Origin of the sequence: Ideonella lacteola (genome assembly GCF_038066555.1) — a bacterium.
Taxonomy (GTDB): Bacteria; Pseudomonadota; Gammaproteobacteria; order Burkholderiales; family Burkholderiaceae_C; genus Ideonella; species Ideonella lacteola.
The window spans coordinates 97,124-109,937 of the sequence record NZ_JBBUTG010000007.1; the positions used below are offsets into that span (position 1 = coordinate 97,124).

At 65.9% G+C, this 12,814-nt stretch carries 16 protein-coding genes; 4 read left to right on the plus strand and 12 right to left on the minus strand.

What is annotated here, in order from left to right; genetic code table 11:
- Positions 1–36 precede the first annotated feature (36 nt).
- From AACH06_RS13785 to AACH06_RS13810, 6 genes are all read right to left on the minus strand, one after another.
- Positions 37–285, minus strand: a complete 249-nt coding sequence (locus AACH06_RS13785) for a DUF2970 domain-containing protein (protein ID WP_341426292.1) — start codon at positions 283–285, stop codon at positions 37–39.
- The gene (locus AACH06_RS13790; protein WP_341426293.1) at positions 282–917 is read right to left on the minus strand and encodes a cytochrome c oxidase assembly protein; all 636 of its coding nucleotides are present in this window, start codon (positions 915–917) and stop codon (positions 282–284) included. The genes AACH06_RS13785 and AACH06_RS13790 overlap by 4 nt, the downstream gene beginning before the upstream one ends.
- 28 nt (positions 918–945) lie before the next feature.
- Entirely contained in the window at positions 946–1,065 is a 120-nt protein-coding gene (locus tag AACH06_RS13795; protein ID WP_341426294.1) for a cytochrome oxidase small assembly protein, read from the minus strand.
- 23 nt (positions 1,066–1,088) lie between these two features.
- The gene (ctaD, locus tag AACH06_RS13800; RefSeq protein ID WP_341426295.1) at positions 1,089–2,714 is read right to left on the minus strand and encodes a cytochrome c oxidase subunit I; all 1,626 of its coding nucleotides are present in this window, start codon (positions 2,712–2,714) and stop codon (positions 1,089–1,091) included.
- A gap of 35 nt (positions 2,715–2,749) precedes the next feature.
- A complete protein-coding gene (coxB, locus tag AACH06_RS13805; RefSeq protein WP_341426412.1) occupies positions 2,750–3,919 on the minus strand; it encodes a cytochrome c oxidase subunit II in 1,170 nt (389 codons plus the stop codon).
- 220 nt (positions 3,920–4,139) lie between these two features.
- Positions 4,140–5,252: a methyltransferase domain-containing protein gene (locus AACH06_RS13810; protein WP_341426296.1), complete on the minus strand. Its 1,113-nt coding sequence runs from the start codon at positions 5,250–5,252 to the stop codon at positions 4,140–4,142.
- Here AACH06_RS13810 and AACH06_RS13815 point away from each other — a divergent pair.
- Together AACH06_RS13815 and AACH06_RS13820 are read left to right on the plus strand one after the other, a co-directional pair.
- Entirely contained in the window at positions 5,242–5,829 is a 588-nt protein-coding gene (locus tag AACH06_RS13815; RefSeq protein ID WP_341426298.1) for a ComF family protein, read from the plus strand. The two genes, AACH06_RS13810 and AACH06_RS13815, sit on opposite strands and share 11 nt — an antisense overlap.
- Entirely contained in the window at positions 5,829–6,311 is a 483-nt protein-coding gene (locus tag AACH06_RS13820; RefSeq protein WP_341426300.1) for a tRNA (cytidine(34)-2'-O)-methyltransferase, read from the plus strand. Before AACH06_RS13815 ends, AACH06_RS13820 begins: the two co-directional genes overlap by 1 nt.
- Positions 6,312–6,321: 10 nt before the next feature.
- Here the strand turns inward: AACH06_RS13820 and AACH06_RS13825 are convergent, their stop codons facing one another.
- From AACH06_RS13825 to AACH06_RS13840, 4 genes are all read right to left on the minus strand, one after another.
- Positions 6,322–7,302: an NAD(P)H-dependent glycerol-3-phosphate dehydrogenase gene (locus AACH06_RS13825; protein WP_341426301.1), complete on the minus strand. Its 981-nt coding sequence runs from the start codon at positions 7,300–7,302 to the stop codon at positions 6,322–6,324.
- A 20-nt stretch (positions 7,303–7,322) separates the two neighbouring features.
- Complete coding sequence (gene secB, locus AACH06_RS13830; protein ID WP_341426302.1) at positions 7,323–7,781, minus strand: protein-export chaperone SecB; 459 nt, start codon at positions 7,779–7,781, stop codon at positions 7,323–7,325.
- A 141-nt stretch (positions 7,782–7,922) separates the two neighbouring features.
- Entirely contained in the window at positions 7,923–8,186 is a 264-nt protein-coding gene (gene grxC, locus AACH06_RS13835) for a glutaredoxin 3 (RefSeq protein ID WP_341426303.1), read from the minus strand.
- A gap of 144 nt (positions 8,187–8,330) precedes the next feature.
- On the minus strand, positions 8,331–8,744 hold the full coding sequence (locus AACH06_RS13840; protein ID WP_341426304.1) for a rhodanese-like domain-containing protein: 414 nt from the start codon (positions 8,742–8,744) through the stop codon (positions 8,331–8,333).
- Positions 8,745–8,837: 93 nt separating this feature from the next.
- Between AACH06_RS13840 and gpmA the strand changes: the two genes are divergently transcribed.
- Both gpmA and AACH06_RS13850 read left to right on the plus strand, forming a co-directional pair.
- Positions 8,838–9,581 carry a 2,3-diphosphoglycerate-dependent phosphoglycerate mutase gene (gene gpmA, locus AACH06_RS13845; RefSeq protein ID WP_341426305.1) on the plus strand — a complete coding sequence of 248 codons (744 nt, stop codon included), beginning with the start codon at positions 8,838–8,840 and terminating at the stop codon, positions 9,579–9,581.
- Positions 9,578–10,720: a serine hydrolase domain-containing protein gene (locus AACH06_RS13850; protein ID WP_341426306.1), complete on the plus strand. Its 1,143-nt coding sequence runs from the start codon at positions 9,578–9,580 to the stop codon at positions 10,718–10,720. The genes gpmA and AACH06_RS13850 overlap by 4 nt, the downstream gene beginning before the upstream one ends.
- On the opposite strand, the gene AACH06_RS13855 is transcribed toward AACH06_RS13850, so the two are convergent.
- Positions 10,712–11,446 carry a lysophospholipid acyltransferase family protein gene (locus AACH06_RS13855; RefSeq protein WP_341426307.1) on the minus strand — a complete coding sequence of 245 codons (735 nt, stop codon included), beginning with the start codon at positions 11,444–11,446 and terminating at the stop codon, positions 10,712–10,714. The two genes, AACH06_RS13850 and AACH06_RS13855, sit on opposite strands and share 9 nt — an antisense overlap.
- Before the next feature lie 13 nt (positions 11,447–11,459).
- The gene (locus AACH06_RS13860) at positions 11,460–12,776 is read right to left on the minus strand and encodes a dihydroorotase (RefSeq protein ID WP_341426308.1); all 1,317 of its coding nucleotides are present in this window, start codon (positions 12,774–12,776) and stop codon (positions 11,460–11,462) included.
- Positions 12,777–12,814 lie beyond the last annotated feature (38 nt).

Sequence of the window (12,814 nt, forward strand, 5' to 3'; positions counted from 1 at the left end):
CGAAAGAACGCGTTTGTTTGTACCTTGACTGGACACTCAGCTGGCGACGCCGCTGCCGATCATCCACTTCACCAGCAGGACCAGCGTCAGCACGAACAAAATGGCGCCGACGATGCCTGCGATGACGACGTGAACCGGATTGAGCTGGCTCACGTCTTCTTCATAACCTTTGCCCCTGCGAATTCCCAGGAACGACCACGCCACCGCTCGGACTGTTCCAAGGAACGACCCCTTGCGGCTGGCTGCCGCTCGAAGGCCTCCATCCGGTGGCCCCTCCGAACTCATGACTTCGACTCCGCAGCGGCCGCGCCCATCACGCCAGGCGTGACGGCCGCCGAAGACCGCGGAGCTGCAGGCACCTTGCCGCCCACTTCAAAGAAGGTGTACGACAAGGTGATGGTCATCACGTCTTTCGGCAGCTTCGGATCGACGTAGAACACCACCGGCCACTGCTTGGCTTCGCCCGGCTGCAGGGTGTACTCGTTGAAGCAGAAGCACTCGATCTTGTTGAAATGCGACGCAGCCTGGTGCGGCGCGTAGCTCGGAATCGCCTGGGCAGCCATGGCACGAGACTGCTTGTTCTTGAACTCGTACATCACCGTGGCGAGCTCGCCGGGGTGGACTTGGACCGATGCCACGGCGGGTTTGAAGTCCCACGGACCATGTGCGTTGGCGTCGAACTCGACGGTGATGTTGCGCGACGTGTCGACCTGGGTGTTGGCCGGCCGCTCACGCTTTCCGCCACTCTCTGCAAGGCTGAGCACGTTGACGCCCAGCGCTTCACAGATGTGCCGATAAAGAGGCACCAGGGCGTAACCGAAGCCCGCCATGGCAAGCACCACGACCATCAGCTTGGCGACCATCTGTCGATGGTCGGCCCGCATGGCCTTGATCGTTGAAAGCCAGCTGCCCTTCATGCGATCTGCGCCTCACCAACTCGGCCCATCAGGGGCCCAGCAGAGAGATCTTCGCCACAAACCCCAACGCGAACACCAAAGCCACCGACGCCAGGATCCAGGCCAGGCGCCGATTCGCTCGCTGCTGCTGTTGCGACGGTGGGGCCATGTCCGGTCAACCCGTGATGTCGATCAGCCGATGACCTTGGTGGCGGTCGGGTCGAGCTTCGGCGGCGTCTCGAAGGTGTGGAAGGGAGCCGGCGACGGCACTTCCCACTCGAGACCTTCGGCGCCTTCCCACGGCTTCTGCGGGGCCGGCTCACCCTTGCCACGCATCATCGGCACGACGACGAACAGGAAGAAGTAGACCTGCATCAAGCCGAAACCGAAGGCGCCGATCGACGCGATCATGTTGAAGTCGGCGAACTGCATGGGGTAGTCGGCATAGCGACGCGGCATGCCGGCCAGACCCAGGAAGTGCATCGGGAAGAAGGTGACGTTGAAGAAGATCAACGAACCCCAGAAGTGAATCTTGCCGCGCGTCTCCGAGTACATGACGCCAGTCCACTTCGGGCCCCAGTAGTAGACACCGGCGAACAGTGCGTACAGCGAGCCGGCCACCAACACATAGTGGAAGTGGGCCACGACGTAATAGGTGTCCTGCAGCTGTTGGTCGATGGGCGCCATCGACAGGATCAGGCCGGTGAAGCCCCCCATCGAGAACACGAACAGGAAGCCCACGGCGAACAACATCGGCGTCTCGAAGGTCATCGAGCCGCGCCACATGGTGGCCACCCAGTTGAAGATCTTCACGCCCGTGGGCACCGCGATCAGCATGGTCGCGTACATGAAGAACAGCTGTCCCGTGACCGGCATACCCGTCGTGTACATGTGGTGCGCCCACACGATGAACGACAGGATCGCGATGGACGCCGTGGCGTAGACCATCGAGGTATAGCCGAACAGCTTCTTGCGGGCGAAGGCCGGGATGATCGCGCTGACGATGCCGAAGGCCGGCAAGATCATGATGTAGACCTCGGGGTGACCGAAGAACCAGAAGATGTGCTGGTACATCACCGGGTCACCGCCGCCGGCGGGGTTGAAGAAGCTGGTGCCGAAGTGACGATCGGTCAGCGTCATCGTGATGGCACCCGCCAGCACCGGCATGACCGCGATCAGCAGATAGGCCGTGATCAGCCACGTCCAGGCGAACAGCGGCATCTTCATCAGCGTCATGCCGGGAGCGCGCATGTTCAGGATCGTGACGATGATGTTGATCGAGCCCATGATCGACGACGCACCCATGATGTGCATCGCAAAGATGCCGGCGTCCATCGAGGGGCCCATCTGCAGCGTCAACGGTGCATACAGCGTCCAGCCGGCGGCGGGGGCACCGCCCGGCATGAAGAACGAACCTGCCAGCATGATGGCGGCCGGGATCAGCAGCCAGAAGCTCAGGTTGTTCATCCGCGCGAAGGCCATGTCCGACGCGCCGATCTGCAACGGGATCATCCAGTTCGCGAAGCCGACGAAGGCCGGCATGATCGCGCCGAACACCATGATCAGCCCGTGCATCGTGGTGAACGAGTTGAACAGCTCCGGGTTGAAGTACTGCAAGCCCGGCTTGAACAGCTCAGCCCGGATGCACAGCGCCAGGACGCCGCCGATCATCAGCATCGTGAACGAGAACAACAGGTACATCGTGCCGATGTCCTTGTGGTTCGTCGCAAACAGCCAGCGACGCCAGCCGGTGGGGGCATGGTGATCGTGGTGATCGTCGTGTGCGTGGCCGCCGTGGTGGTCAAGAACTGCGCTCATAAGGATTCCTTGTAGTCGCTACGCTCGCGGTGGGCTCACTGCTGACGGGCGGCCAGCACTTCCGAGGGCTGAACGGTCTGACCCGTCTTGTTGCCCCAGTTGTTCTTGGTGTAGGTGATGACGGCCGCGATTTCCGTGTCCGACAGTTGCTTCCAGGCCGGCATTGCGCCGTTGTTCTGGCCATTGAGCAGCACACCGACCTGCACGAGCTTGTCGGCGTCAAGCACCTTCGGCGAGCCATCGAGCGGTTTGATCGGGCCGGCGCCCTTGCCGTCCGGGCGGTGGCACACGGCGCAGTTCGCGGCATAGACCTTCTCGCCACGGGCGATCAGGTCGGCTTGCGTCCAGACTTTGCTTGGATCGTCGGCCTTCGCGGCGATCTTCTTCTTCTCGCTATCGACCCACTTGGCGTAGTCTTCCTTCGACAGCACCTTCACATGGATCGGCATGTACGCGTGCTCTTTGCCGCACAGCTCGGCGCACTGGCCGAAGAAGTCACCGGTCTTCTGGGCGCGGAACCAGTTGTCGCGCACAAAACCCGGGATGGCATCTTGCTTGACCGCGAAGGCCGGAACCATCCAGGCGTGGATCACATCGGCCGCGGTGGTGATGACGCGGACCTTGGTGTCCACCGGTACCACCAGCGGGTTGTCCACCCGAAGCAGGTAGTCATCGCCTTGCGGCGTGCCGGCATTCGACAGCTCCCGCTGCGAGACATCCAGCGTCGACAGGAAGGAGATGCCGGCGCCTTCGCCCTTGAGGTAGTCGTAGCCCCACTTCCACTGGTAGCCGGTCACCTTGATGGTGAGATCCGCATTCGTGGTGTCTTTCTGAGCCACCACCGTCTTGGTGGCGGCGAAGCCCATGCAGGTGACGATCACGAAGGGCACGATGGTCCAGGCCACCTCGACCGCCACGCTTTCGTGGAAGTTCGCCGGCTTGGCGCCCTGCGACTTGCGGTGCTTGAGAATGGAATAGAACATGACGCCGAACACGGCGACAAAGATCACCACACAGACGATCATCAGCCAGTAATGCAACGAATGCACTTCGCTGGCGATGCGGGTGACAGGCGGATGGAGGTCGAGTTGATTGACCGCCGGGCCACCGGGAAGGTCGTTGACCGCCAAGGCCGCCGTCGACGCCAGGCCCACGACAAGCGCGGTGGCGCTTTGTGCGATGCCCTTGCAAAGCTTTGTTGTCATCTTCATCGTCGTCGTCACTTCAGTTCCAAACCCAAACCGCCGTCGATCAGTGATCGGCCGCTGCCGCAGCAGCGCCGATGGCACCGTGCCGAAGGGGCAGTGCGCCGTCAGACTTCAAAGAGTCGCCGCAAGGGCTTCTCGCGCGATCGTTCCATGAGCAGCATCAAGGACGAACGCTGGCGCTGACGGTTTCACGTCAACCTGAGGATTCTAGCTGACGCTATTTGCGCAACCGGGGGTTGCGAAGCATCAATTTCAACTCATCCAACCCAATTTGGGTTTGTGCCTCGACACGCGGGCCGGCATCCGCCGCCCGAAACGCGTGGCCATACACCAATTCGAACTGCAGTGATATTCGACCGTCGCGATTTGTCCTCTGGGATATTCCCTGATATAGGGCCTGTCGCCATTGACGTCCGCGAAATCCGGCAAATCGATTTGGCGCCAGATTGGCACCCAGCGTTCTCAATTCGGCCAGCAGGGCATCGACGTTCGCGTACTGCAGCGTGAGCGTCTCCTGGTCCATCACCGGCTCGGCAAAACCGGTTTCCACCAGCATGTCGCCGAGGTCGTGCATGTCAACGAAAGGCGCATGCGCGGGGCCCCACCCTGCCGCCGCGTACACCTCGCGAAGCAGACCCAGGCTGCCCGGCCCCAGCGTCGAGAACATCAGGAATCCATCCGGCGCGATCGCCTGCCGCCATGCGCGCAACAAGGGCAAGGGATCGGGCGCGAAATGCAGTCTCATGTTGGACCACAACAGGCCGGCTGAGCCATGCGGCAAGGCGTTCCACGCGACAGGCGCGGGCGCTGCACCAAGAAGCCAACGCCGCCACCATGGCGCGCCGTGGGCATCGTCGCCGACCAAGCCCAGCGCAGGATCGGCCACTGTCTGACATAGCGCCCGGGGATAGGCCGCCGCCAACAGCGCGCGACAGGAGCCGGCCGCGCCCGACCAATCCACAACCCGCTCGGGCTGCCGCTTGATCCAGGACAGACGCTCACCCATGCGCCGCGCCACCTCGTCGTGCAACCAGGGCGATTGCGGCCCCAGCGCCAGACGCCGCAGCGCACGCTCGGACGCCACCGGGTCGACCCGACCGGCCCCCGGCTGCGTCGAGGAAGAGAGCGCGTTATCCGCCATAGCGGCGCGCAGTATATTGAGCCGGATGCATCCCCGCCTTCGACCGGCCCAATTGTTCGGAGGATGGCCGGCACCTTGCTGTGTGTGCGGCGAGTGGACGCAACCCGCTGGCATCTGCAGCGCATGCCTGGCTCGGTTCGCCGGCCCCGCCCACCGGTGCGAACGATGCGCGCTGCGGGTGCCGCCCACGGTGCGTTGGTGCGGCCAGTGCCTCGCGTCGCCACCGCTCTTCGAGCGCACGATCACCGCGTTCGACTACGGCTTTCCCTGGGACCGCCTCATCGCGACCTTCAAGTTCCGCGGCGAGGTACACCACGCATCGGCGCTCGCCCGCCCACTGATCTCGGCGCTGCAGCAAGCCGGGGAAACAGTCGACGTGGTCACTTCGGTCCCCCTGGCCGCCCACCGCCTTCGCCAGCGAGGCTATAACCAGGCCTGGGAGCTCGCCCGTCGCGTGGCGGCCTCGCTGACCCTGCCGGCACGCCACGATTTGCTGCATCGCCTGCGCGACACGCCACACCAGATGCAGCTGAACCGCGCCGACCGCGACGCCAACCTGCGGGGCGCCTTCATGCCAGCCAGCGCGCAGGCGCGTCAAACCCTGCGCGGCCGGCGCGTGGCCCTGGTTGACGACGTTCTGACCACCGGCACCACCGCCAATGAAGCCACCCGCGCGCTGCTGGAGGCAGGCGCTGCGTCGGTGCATCTGTGGGTGCTGGCCCGCACCGGGCGAGACGCGCCGCCCGTGGACGCGACAATCGCGTGATGTTTCGAGTCGTGCTGGTTCATCCGGAAATACCGCCCAACACGGGCAACGTGATTCGGCTTGCGGCCAACACCGGCTGCGAGCTGCACCTCATCGAGCCGCTTGGCTTTTCGATGGACGACAAGCTGCTGCGCCGCGCCGGGCTGGATTACCACGAGTTCGCGCCGGTCCGACGACACGCGGATTGGTCAGCCTTTCTGCAGGCCAGCCACGCAGGCGCCGGCGCCTTGCCGCCGCGCTTCTTCGCGTTCACGACACACGCGACCCAGGCGCCGACCGAGGTGTCGTGGCGCCCGGGTGACACCCTGGTCTTCGGCTGCGAAACCGCCGGCCTGGCGCCTCAGCTGCGTGAGCAGTTCCCGATGGCGCAGCGCGTGCGTTTGCCGATGCGACCGGGGCAGCGCAGCCTGAACCTCAGCAATGCAGTGGCCGTCGCCGTGTTCGAGGCGTGGAGACAGTGCGGCTTCGAAGGCGCCGCCTGAGGCACGCCCCTCAGGCTTCGGGGCGAGGATCGCGCTGCAGCAATTGCTCGACGGCCACACGTGCGGTGGCTGCGCCGCTGACCACCGCATGCACGGCCTCGGCCACCGGCATGTCGACGTGGAGGGCACGCGAACGCTCGATCACCGTGCCCAGGCTGTAGGCCCCTTCGGCCACATGGCCGAGATTCGACAGGCTCTGCTCCGTGGTCGCACCCTGCGCGAGCAACAAGCCCAGCTTGCGGTTGCGAGACAGGTCGCCCGTGGCGGTGAGCACCAGGTCACCCAAACCGGTGAGCCCCATGAAAGTCTCTGCCTGCGCCCCCATGCGGATACCGAGCCTCGTCATCTCCGCCAGGCCACGTGTGACCAAGGCCGCACGGGCATTGAGCCCCAGACCAAGGCCGTCGGAGATGCCGGTCGCAATCGCCAGCACGTTTTTCACCGCACCACCGATCTCCACCCCCACCGGATCGGCCGAGGTGTAGATGCGAAGTGCGCCGTGGTGGAAAGCCTCCACCACCTGCTGAGACAGCGAGGCATCGAAGCTCGCGGCCACCAAGGCCGTGGGCAACCCGGATGCCACTTCCTGCGCAAAGCTCGGGCCAGACAGCACGCCCGCCGCGGCACGCGGCAAAACCTCTGCCGCCACTTCGTGCCCCAACAGGCCCGTACCCGCCTCGAAGCCCTTGCAGAGCCACACCACTCGCACAGTGGCGGGCAGGCGGCCCAAGGTGCCCCGCAGGGCGGCCATCGGCGTGGCGACTATCGTCAGCCCCTCGGCCCCGTGGGCGACGGCCCGCTCGAAATCGGCCGTGACGGCGAGACCGTCCGGCCAGCGCTGGTCAGGAAGGTAGCGTCGATTGCACCGCTCGGCCGCCATCTGCCCCGCCTGGGCCGGATCGCGTGCCCAAAGCACCACGTCGTGGCGGCGAGCGGCCGCCATCGCCAGGGCGGTGCCCCAGGCACCGGCGCCGAGGAATGCCAACCTCATGCCGCGTCGCGGAGCGCCGATCAGTTGACGGTCTGACCGCCGTTGGCGGCCTGCGCCTGTTGCTGGGCCTCGAACATGGCCTGGAAGTTGACTTCCGCGAGCAGGATCGGCGGAAAGCCGGCGCGCGTGCAGACGTCCGAGACGATGGCGCGCAGATACGGGTAGATCATCTGCGGGCACACCACGCCGAGGATGCCTTGCACCTGCTCAGCCGGCAGATTGCGGATCTCGAAGATGCCCGCTTGCTTGGCTTCCACCAGGAACAGCGTGCGATCGCCCACCTTGGTGGTGACGGTCGCCGTCACCGAAACCTCGAACATGCCGTCGGCGATGGACTCTGCCTGCATGCCCAGTTGGATGTCGACTTGCGGTTGCTGCTGCTCCAGCAGGATCTGCGGCGAGTTGGGCTGCTCCAGCGACAGGTCCTTGAGGTACATGCGCTGCAACTGGAACACGGGGTTTTGATCTTGCTCGGCCATGAGGGGCTTTCAAAAAAACGATGCGGCAGAAAACAACAAAGCCCGCAACCGAAAGTGGTGCGGGCTGCGCGGGCGATTATGACCCAGTGAAATGGCTCACCTGGGCCAGGGGAGCTGGGGCGTTCCCTAGCCCTTCAGGCCTCAAGTCGCGGGGTTCAGCAGTGGCATCAAACCACCGCGCTGGTCGAGCGCAAACAGATCGTCACAACCGCCCACATGGGTGTCGCCGATGAAGATCTGCGGCACGGTACGACGGCCCGTCAGCTCGACCATGCGGTCACGCGCCGAGGGGTCCATGTCGACCCGAATCTCGTCGATGCTCGCAACCCCACGCTGCTTCAGCAAGGCCTTGGCCCGCACGCAGAAGGGGCAGACCTGGGTGGTGTACATGACGACCTTGCTCATCGGAACCCTGAACATTCAAAACGCGAGGCCCGAATTTTCGCAAGGCGCGCGATGCACGGCGCAGCGCCATGCTGATAACCCCGTCAGCCGCGGGCCAAAAGCCGCACAGTGCGCGCTCCGCCGTGCCCGCGAAGGCAGGCCGAATCAGGCCTTCGACGATTCGACCGGCAAGTTGGCTTCACGCCAAGCCTTCAGGCCACCGGCCAAGACTTGGGCGTTGGCGTGGCCGGCCTTGCGCAGCTGCGCGACAGCCCGAGCGGCGCGCGCCCCCGTGGCGCAGACCACGACCAAGGGCAAGGTCTTGTTGCTCGGCAGGCCGTTCGCCCCCTCCAGCGTCGCCAAAGGCACGCTGCGCGAGCCCGCCACATGGCCGGCAGCGTATTCAGCGGGCTCGCTCACGTCGATCACCACCGCCTTCTCGCGGTTGATCAAGCGCACTGCTTCGCCCGTGGAAATGGCACCGCCTTGCGAGCCGCGCTGGAGCACCGGCCACAGCAGCATGCCACCCGACACCAGGGCCATCACAGCCGGAATCCAGTTCTCGATCAGAAAGCTCATCACGGCGCGTCGCTCGTTTCGGGTCAGGTCAAAGGGGCGGAATTATAGAATTTGCCGCGTTGCAGCAACCTCTTCGGCGTTCGCCGCTCACCCATGTACAAGCTCGTGCTCATTCGCCATGGCGAATCGACCTGGAACCTGGAGAACCGTTTCACCGGCTGGACCGATGTCGAATTGACCGACACCGGCGTAGCCCAGGCGCGCGCCGCCGGCGCCTTGCTGAAGGCCGAAGGCTTTGAGTTCGACGTCGCCTACACCTCGGTTCTGAAGCGCGCCATCTGGACGCTGTGGCACTGCCTGGACGCCATGGACCGCACCTGGCTGCCCGTCGTGAAGGACTGGCGGCTGAACGAGCGCCACTACGGCGGCCTGCAGGGGCTGAACAAGGCCGACATGGCCAAACAGTACGGCGACGAACAGGTTCTGATCTGGCGTCGCAGCTACGACACGCCTCCGCCGCCGCTGGAAGCGACCGACCTACGCGGCCAGCGCCAGGATGTGCGCTACGCCAAGCTGAAGCCCGAGCAAGTGCCCCTCACTGAATGCCTGAAGGACACGGTCGCACGCGTTCTGCCATGCTGGGACGAGGTGCTCGCCCCGGCCATCCGATCAGGCCAGCGAGTGGTGCTCGCTGCCCACGGCAACTCGATCCGGGCTCTGGTGAAGTACCTCGACGGCATCAGCGACGCGGACATCGTCGGATTGAACATTCCCAATGGCATTCCGTTGGTCTATGAACTGGATGCCAACCTGAAGCCGATCAAGAGCTACTACCTGGGCGACGCGGAGGCAGCTGCGAAGGCCGCCGCCGCGGTGGCCAGCCAAGGCAAAGCTTGACCTGCGGCTGGTCTCGACGCGGCTGTCTCGCGGCGCTGGCCTCGGCGCCTTGGGCGCTGCGCGCGGCCGAACCGACCGACGAAGACGACTGGCGCTCGTTGATCGAGGAAGAACGGCAGCGCCAGCAGGTGCCTGGTGTCGCGGTGGCCGTCGTCCGAGGCGAGCAGCCCGTCTGGCAGCATGGCAGCGGCCTGGCCCATCTGGATCACGGCGTGCCGGTACAGCCCGCCACCATCTTCCAATCGGGCTCGCTCGGCAAGCAGTTCACCGCCGTCGCCGTGCTGCTGCTGGTGCAGGACGGCAAGTTGTCGCTTGACGATCGGCTCTCGCGTTGGTGGCGCGTTCCAGCGGCCTGGCAGCGCACCACCGTTCGCCACCTGCTGACCCACACCGCTGGCCTGGCGGAGGACTACCCTCCCGCGCTGTTGAACTTTCAGCGCGACTACAGCGACAGCGAACTGCTGCGCCTGGCACTGCGCATCCCGCTCGTGGCCACACCGGGCGCGCGCTGGCAGTACAGCAACGTGGGCTTTGTGCTGCTCGGGCTGCTGCTCAACCAAGTCGGCGGCCGCTTCTATGGCGAGTTGCTGCAAGAGCGTGTCTTCGCGCCGCTGGGCATGCGCACGGCCCGCATCATTGACGACACCGCCATCGTGCAGCACCGTGCAGCCGGCTACCGTCTCGATCCTCAGCGCCCCGGCCTGCTGCGGATGCATGAGTGGGTGTCACCCAGCATGAACCGGACTGCGGACGGCTCGGTCTACGTGAGCATCGAAGATCTTGCCGCCTGGGATGCCGGTGTGCGTCGCGGCGCCTTGCTGAGGCCCGATTTATGGCAGCAGGCGTTCGATCGCGCCCGGCTGAACGACGGTCGCCGCGCCGACTACGGCTTGGGCTGGTTCCTCGACGCCGACGGCGCGCGGCGGCGCCGCCACCATGACGGCCAGTGGCAGGGCTTCACGTCGTGGTGGGGCTGGTATCCCGACGAAAACCTGTCCGTCGGCGTGCTGATGAACTTGGCCGAGGGTGACCCTCAGCGGCTGGGCGAGCGGCTGGTTGCCGCCGTGACCTCGTCAGCGGCCCGCCAAGCCCTGCGACCTCGGCAGAGATCAGCGCCGCGGCAGCCCGCCTCAGTCTGACAGCGCCTGCTGGATTTCGTCGCGCAGGTGCGCGGCCAATGCCCGCCGATCGGCATGGGTGCTGCCCTCGCTCAACAGGAAGCGCACCCGCACGGCCAGCCCTCGGGCGCACACCACGCGCCACATGCTCTGCACCAACGTCATTTCATTGATGTACTGGGCCGACACGGCAAACCTCAGTCCGGGCTCGTGATAGCGCAAGGCGACGGCCTGGACGGGCACCTCGCTGGCGATGGCGGCCTGCAGCAAGTTGGCATGGAACGGCAGCACCGCGTCGCCCGGGCCGGTGGTGCCCTCGGGGAACACGGCGACCGTCTCACCTCGGCTCAACGCCGTGGCCACTTCATGAACCACGCGCACGGCGTCGCGCTTTCGTTCGCGCTCGATGAACAGGGTGCCCACCGAGCGGATCAGCCACCCCAGCAGCGGCCAGCGCAGCACATCAGCTTTGGAGACGAAGCGCGCATGCGGGCACGCAGCATGGATGACGGCGATGTCCAGCCACGAAATGTGGTTGGCCACGACCAGCGCCGCGCCTGGGCGCGGTTTGCCCACCACCTCCAGCTCGATGCCGAGCAGGCGCAACAGCTTGGCGCTCCACCACCGCACCCGTGCCACGCGCTCCTGGGCGCTCAACGCGGGGAAACGCAGCGCGACGATGGCCACGCCGTGCAGCAGGTGCACCACGCCCCTGGCCAGGCGCCACAGCGCGACCACAGCGCGCATCACTCAGGCAGTCTCAGCGCTCGGCGGACGCCTGGTGGGCCACGGTGCCGGCCACCAGCGTCGCACGCACCCGGCCTGGCAGGGCCATACCGGTCGAAGCGAAATCAAACGGAGTGTGCTTGCCCTGGCTGCGCAACTCGGCCGGGCGAACCGCCCACGTGGCGGTGGGGTCGAACACGCACACATCCGCCACACCGCCCTCGACCAGGCGGCCCGCGCTGTGCGCCAGGGAACCCAAAGCGTCCCCCAGCACGGCCACCGGCTTGCTGGTGATGCGCGCCAGGCTTGAGGCCAAGTCGAGTTGGGCGTCGGCGCCCCATTTCAACGCCAGGCTGAGCAGCAGTTCCAGGCCAGTGGCACCAGGCTCCGCTTCACCGAAGGGCAATGTCTTTGCATCGGCATCCACGGGCGTGTGGTCGGAGACCAGCGCGTCGATCGTGCCGTCGGCCAGCGCGGCGCGCAGGGCATCCCGATCGGACGTCTGGCGCAGCGGCGGCGACAGGCGCATGGCCGAGTTGAAGAACCCGATGTCGACATCGGTCAGGTGCAGCGAGTTGATGCTGACATCCGCCGTCACCTTCAGGCCTTCAGCCTTGGCGGCACGGATCAGCGCCACGCCGGCCGCGCTGGACACGCGGCACAGGTGGACGCGGGCGCCCGTGGCCCGCATCAGCTCGAAGATGGTGTGCAGCGCGATCGTTTCCGCGGCCACCGGCACGCCCGACAAGCCCAGGCGTGTGGCCACGGAGCCGCTCGCTGCGACGCCCTTGCCGAGGAAGCCATCCTGCGGACGCAGCCACACCGTGTAGCCGTAGGTGGCCGCGTACTGCAAGGCGCGCCACAGCACCAGGGTGTCCTGAATCGGCACCTCGGCTTGAGAGAAGCCGACGCAGCCGCTCTCGGTGAGCTCGGCCATCTCCGTCAACACCTCGCCCTGCAGGCCGCGGGTCAGCGCACCCAGCGGGAACAGGCGACACAGGCTGAGCTTGCGGGCGCGGAACTTCAGCATGTCCACTAGCCCGGGCTCATCGAGCGCCGGGTCGGTATCGGGTGGGCAGACCAGGCTGGTCACGCCACCCGCCGCTGCGGCGTTCAATTCGCTTTCGAGCATGCCTTCGTGCTCATGGCCCGGCTCGCGCAGGCGCGCGGCCAGATCGACCAGGCCCGGCGCGACCACGCACCCGCTGGCGTCGATCACCTTGGCCGTATCAAAGTCGCCGGGGGTGCGGCCGATCGCCACGATCCGCCCCGCCGCCACCGCCACATCGGCCATCTCATCGCGGCCCGAGGCCGGGTCGATCACGCGGCCGTTCTTGATCAGGACTTTCATGCCGGCCTCCTCAGAGCCGCCTCAAGCAGGCCAGCCCC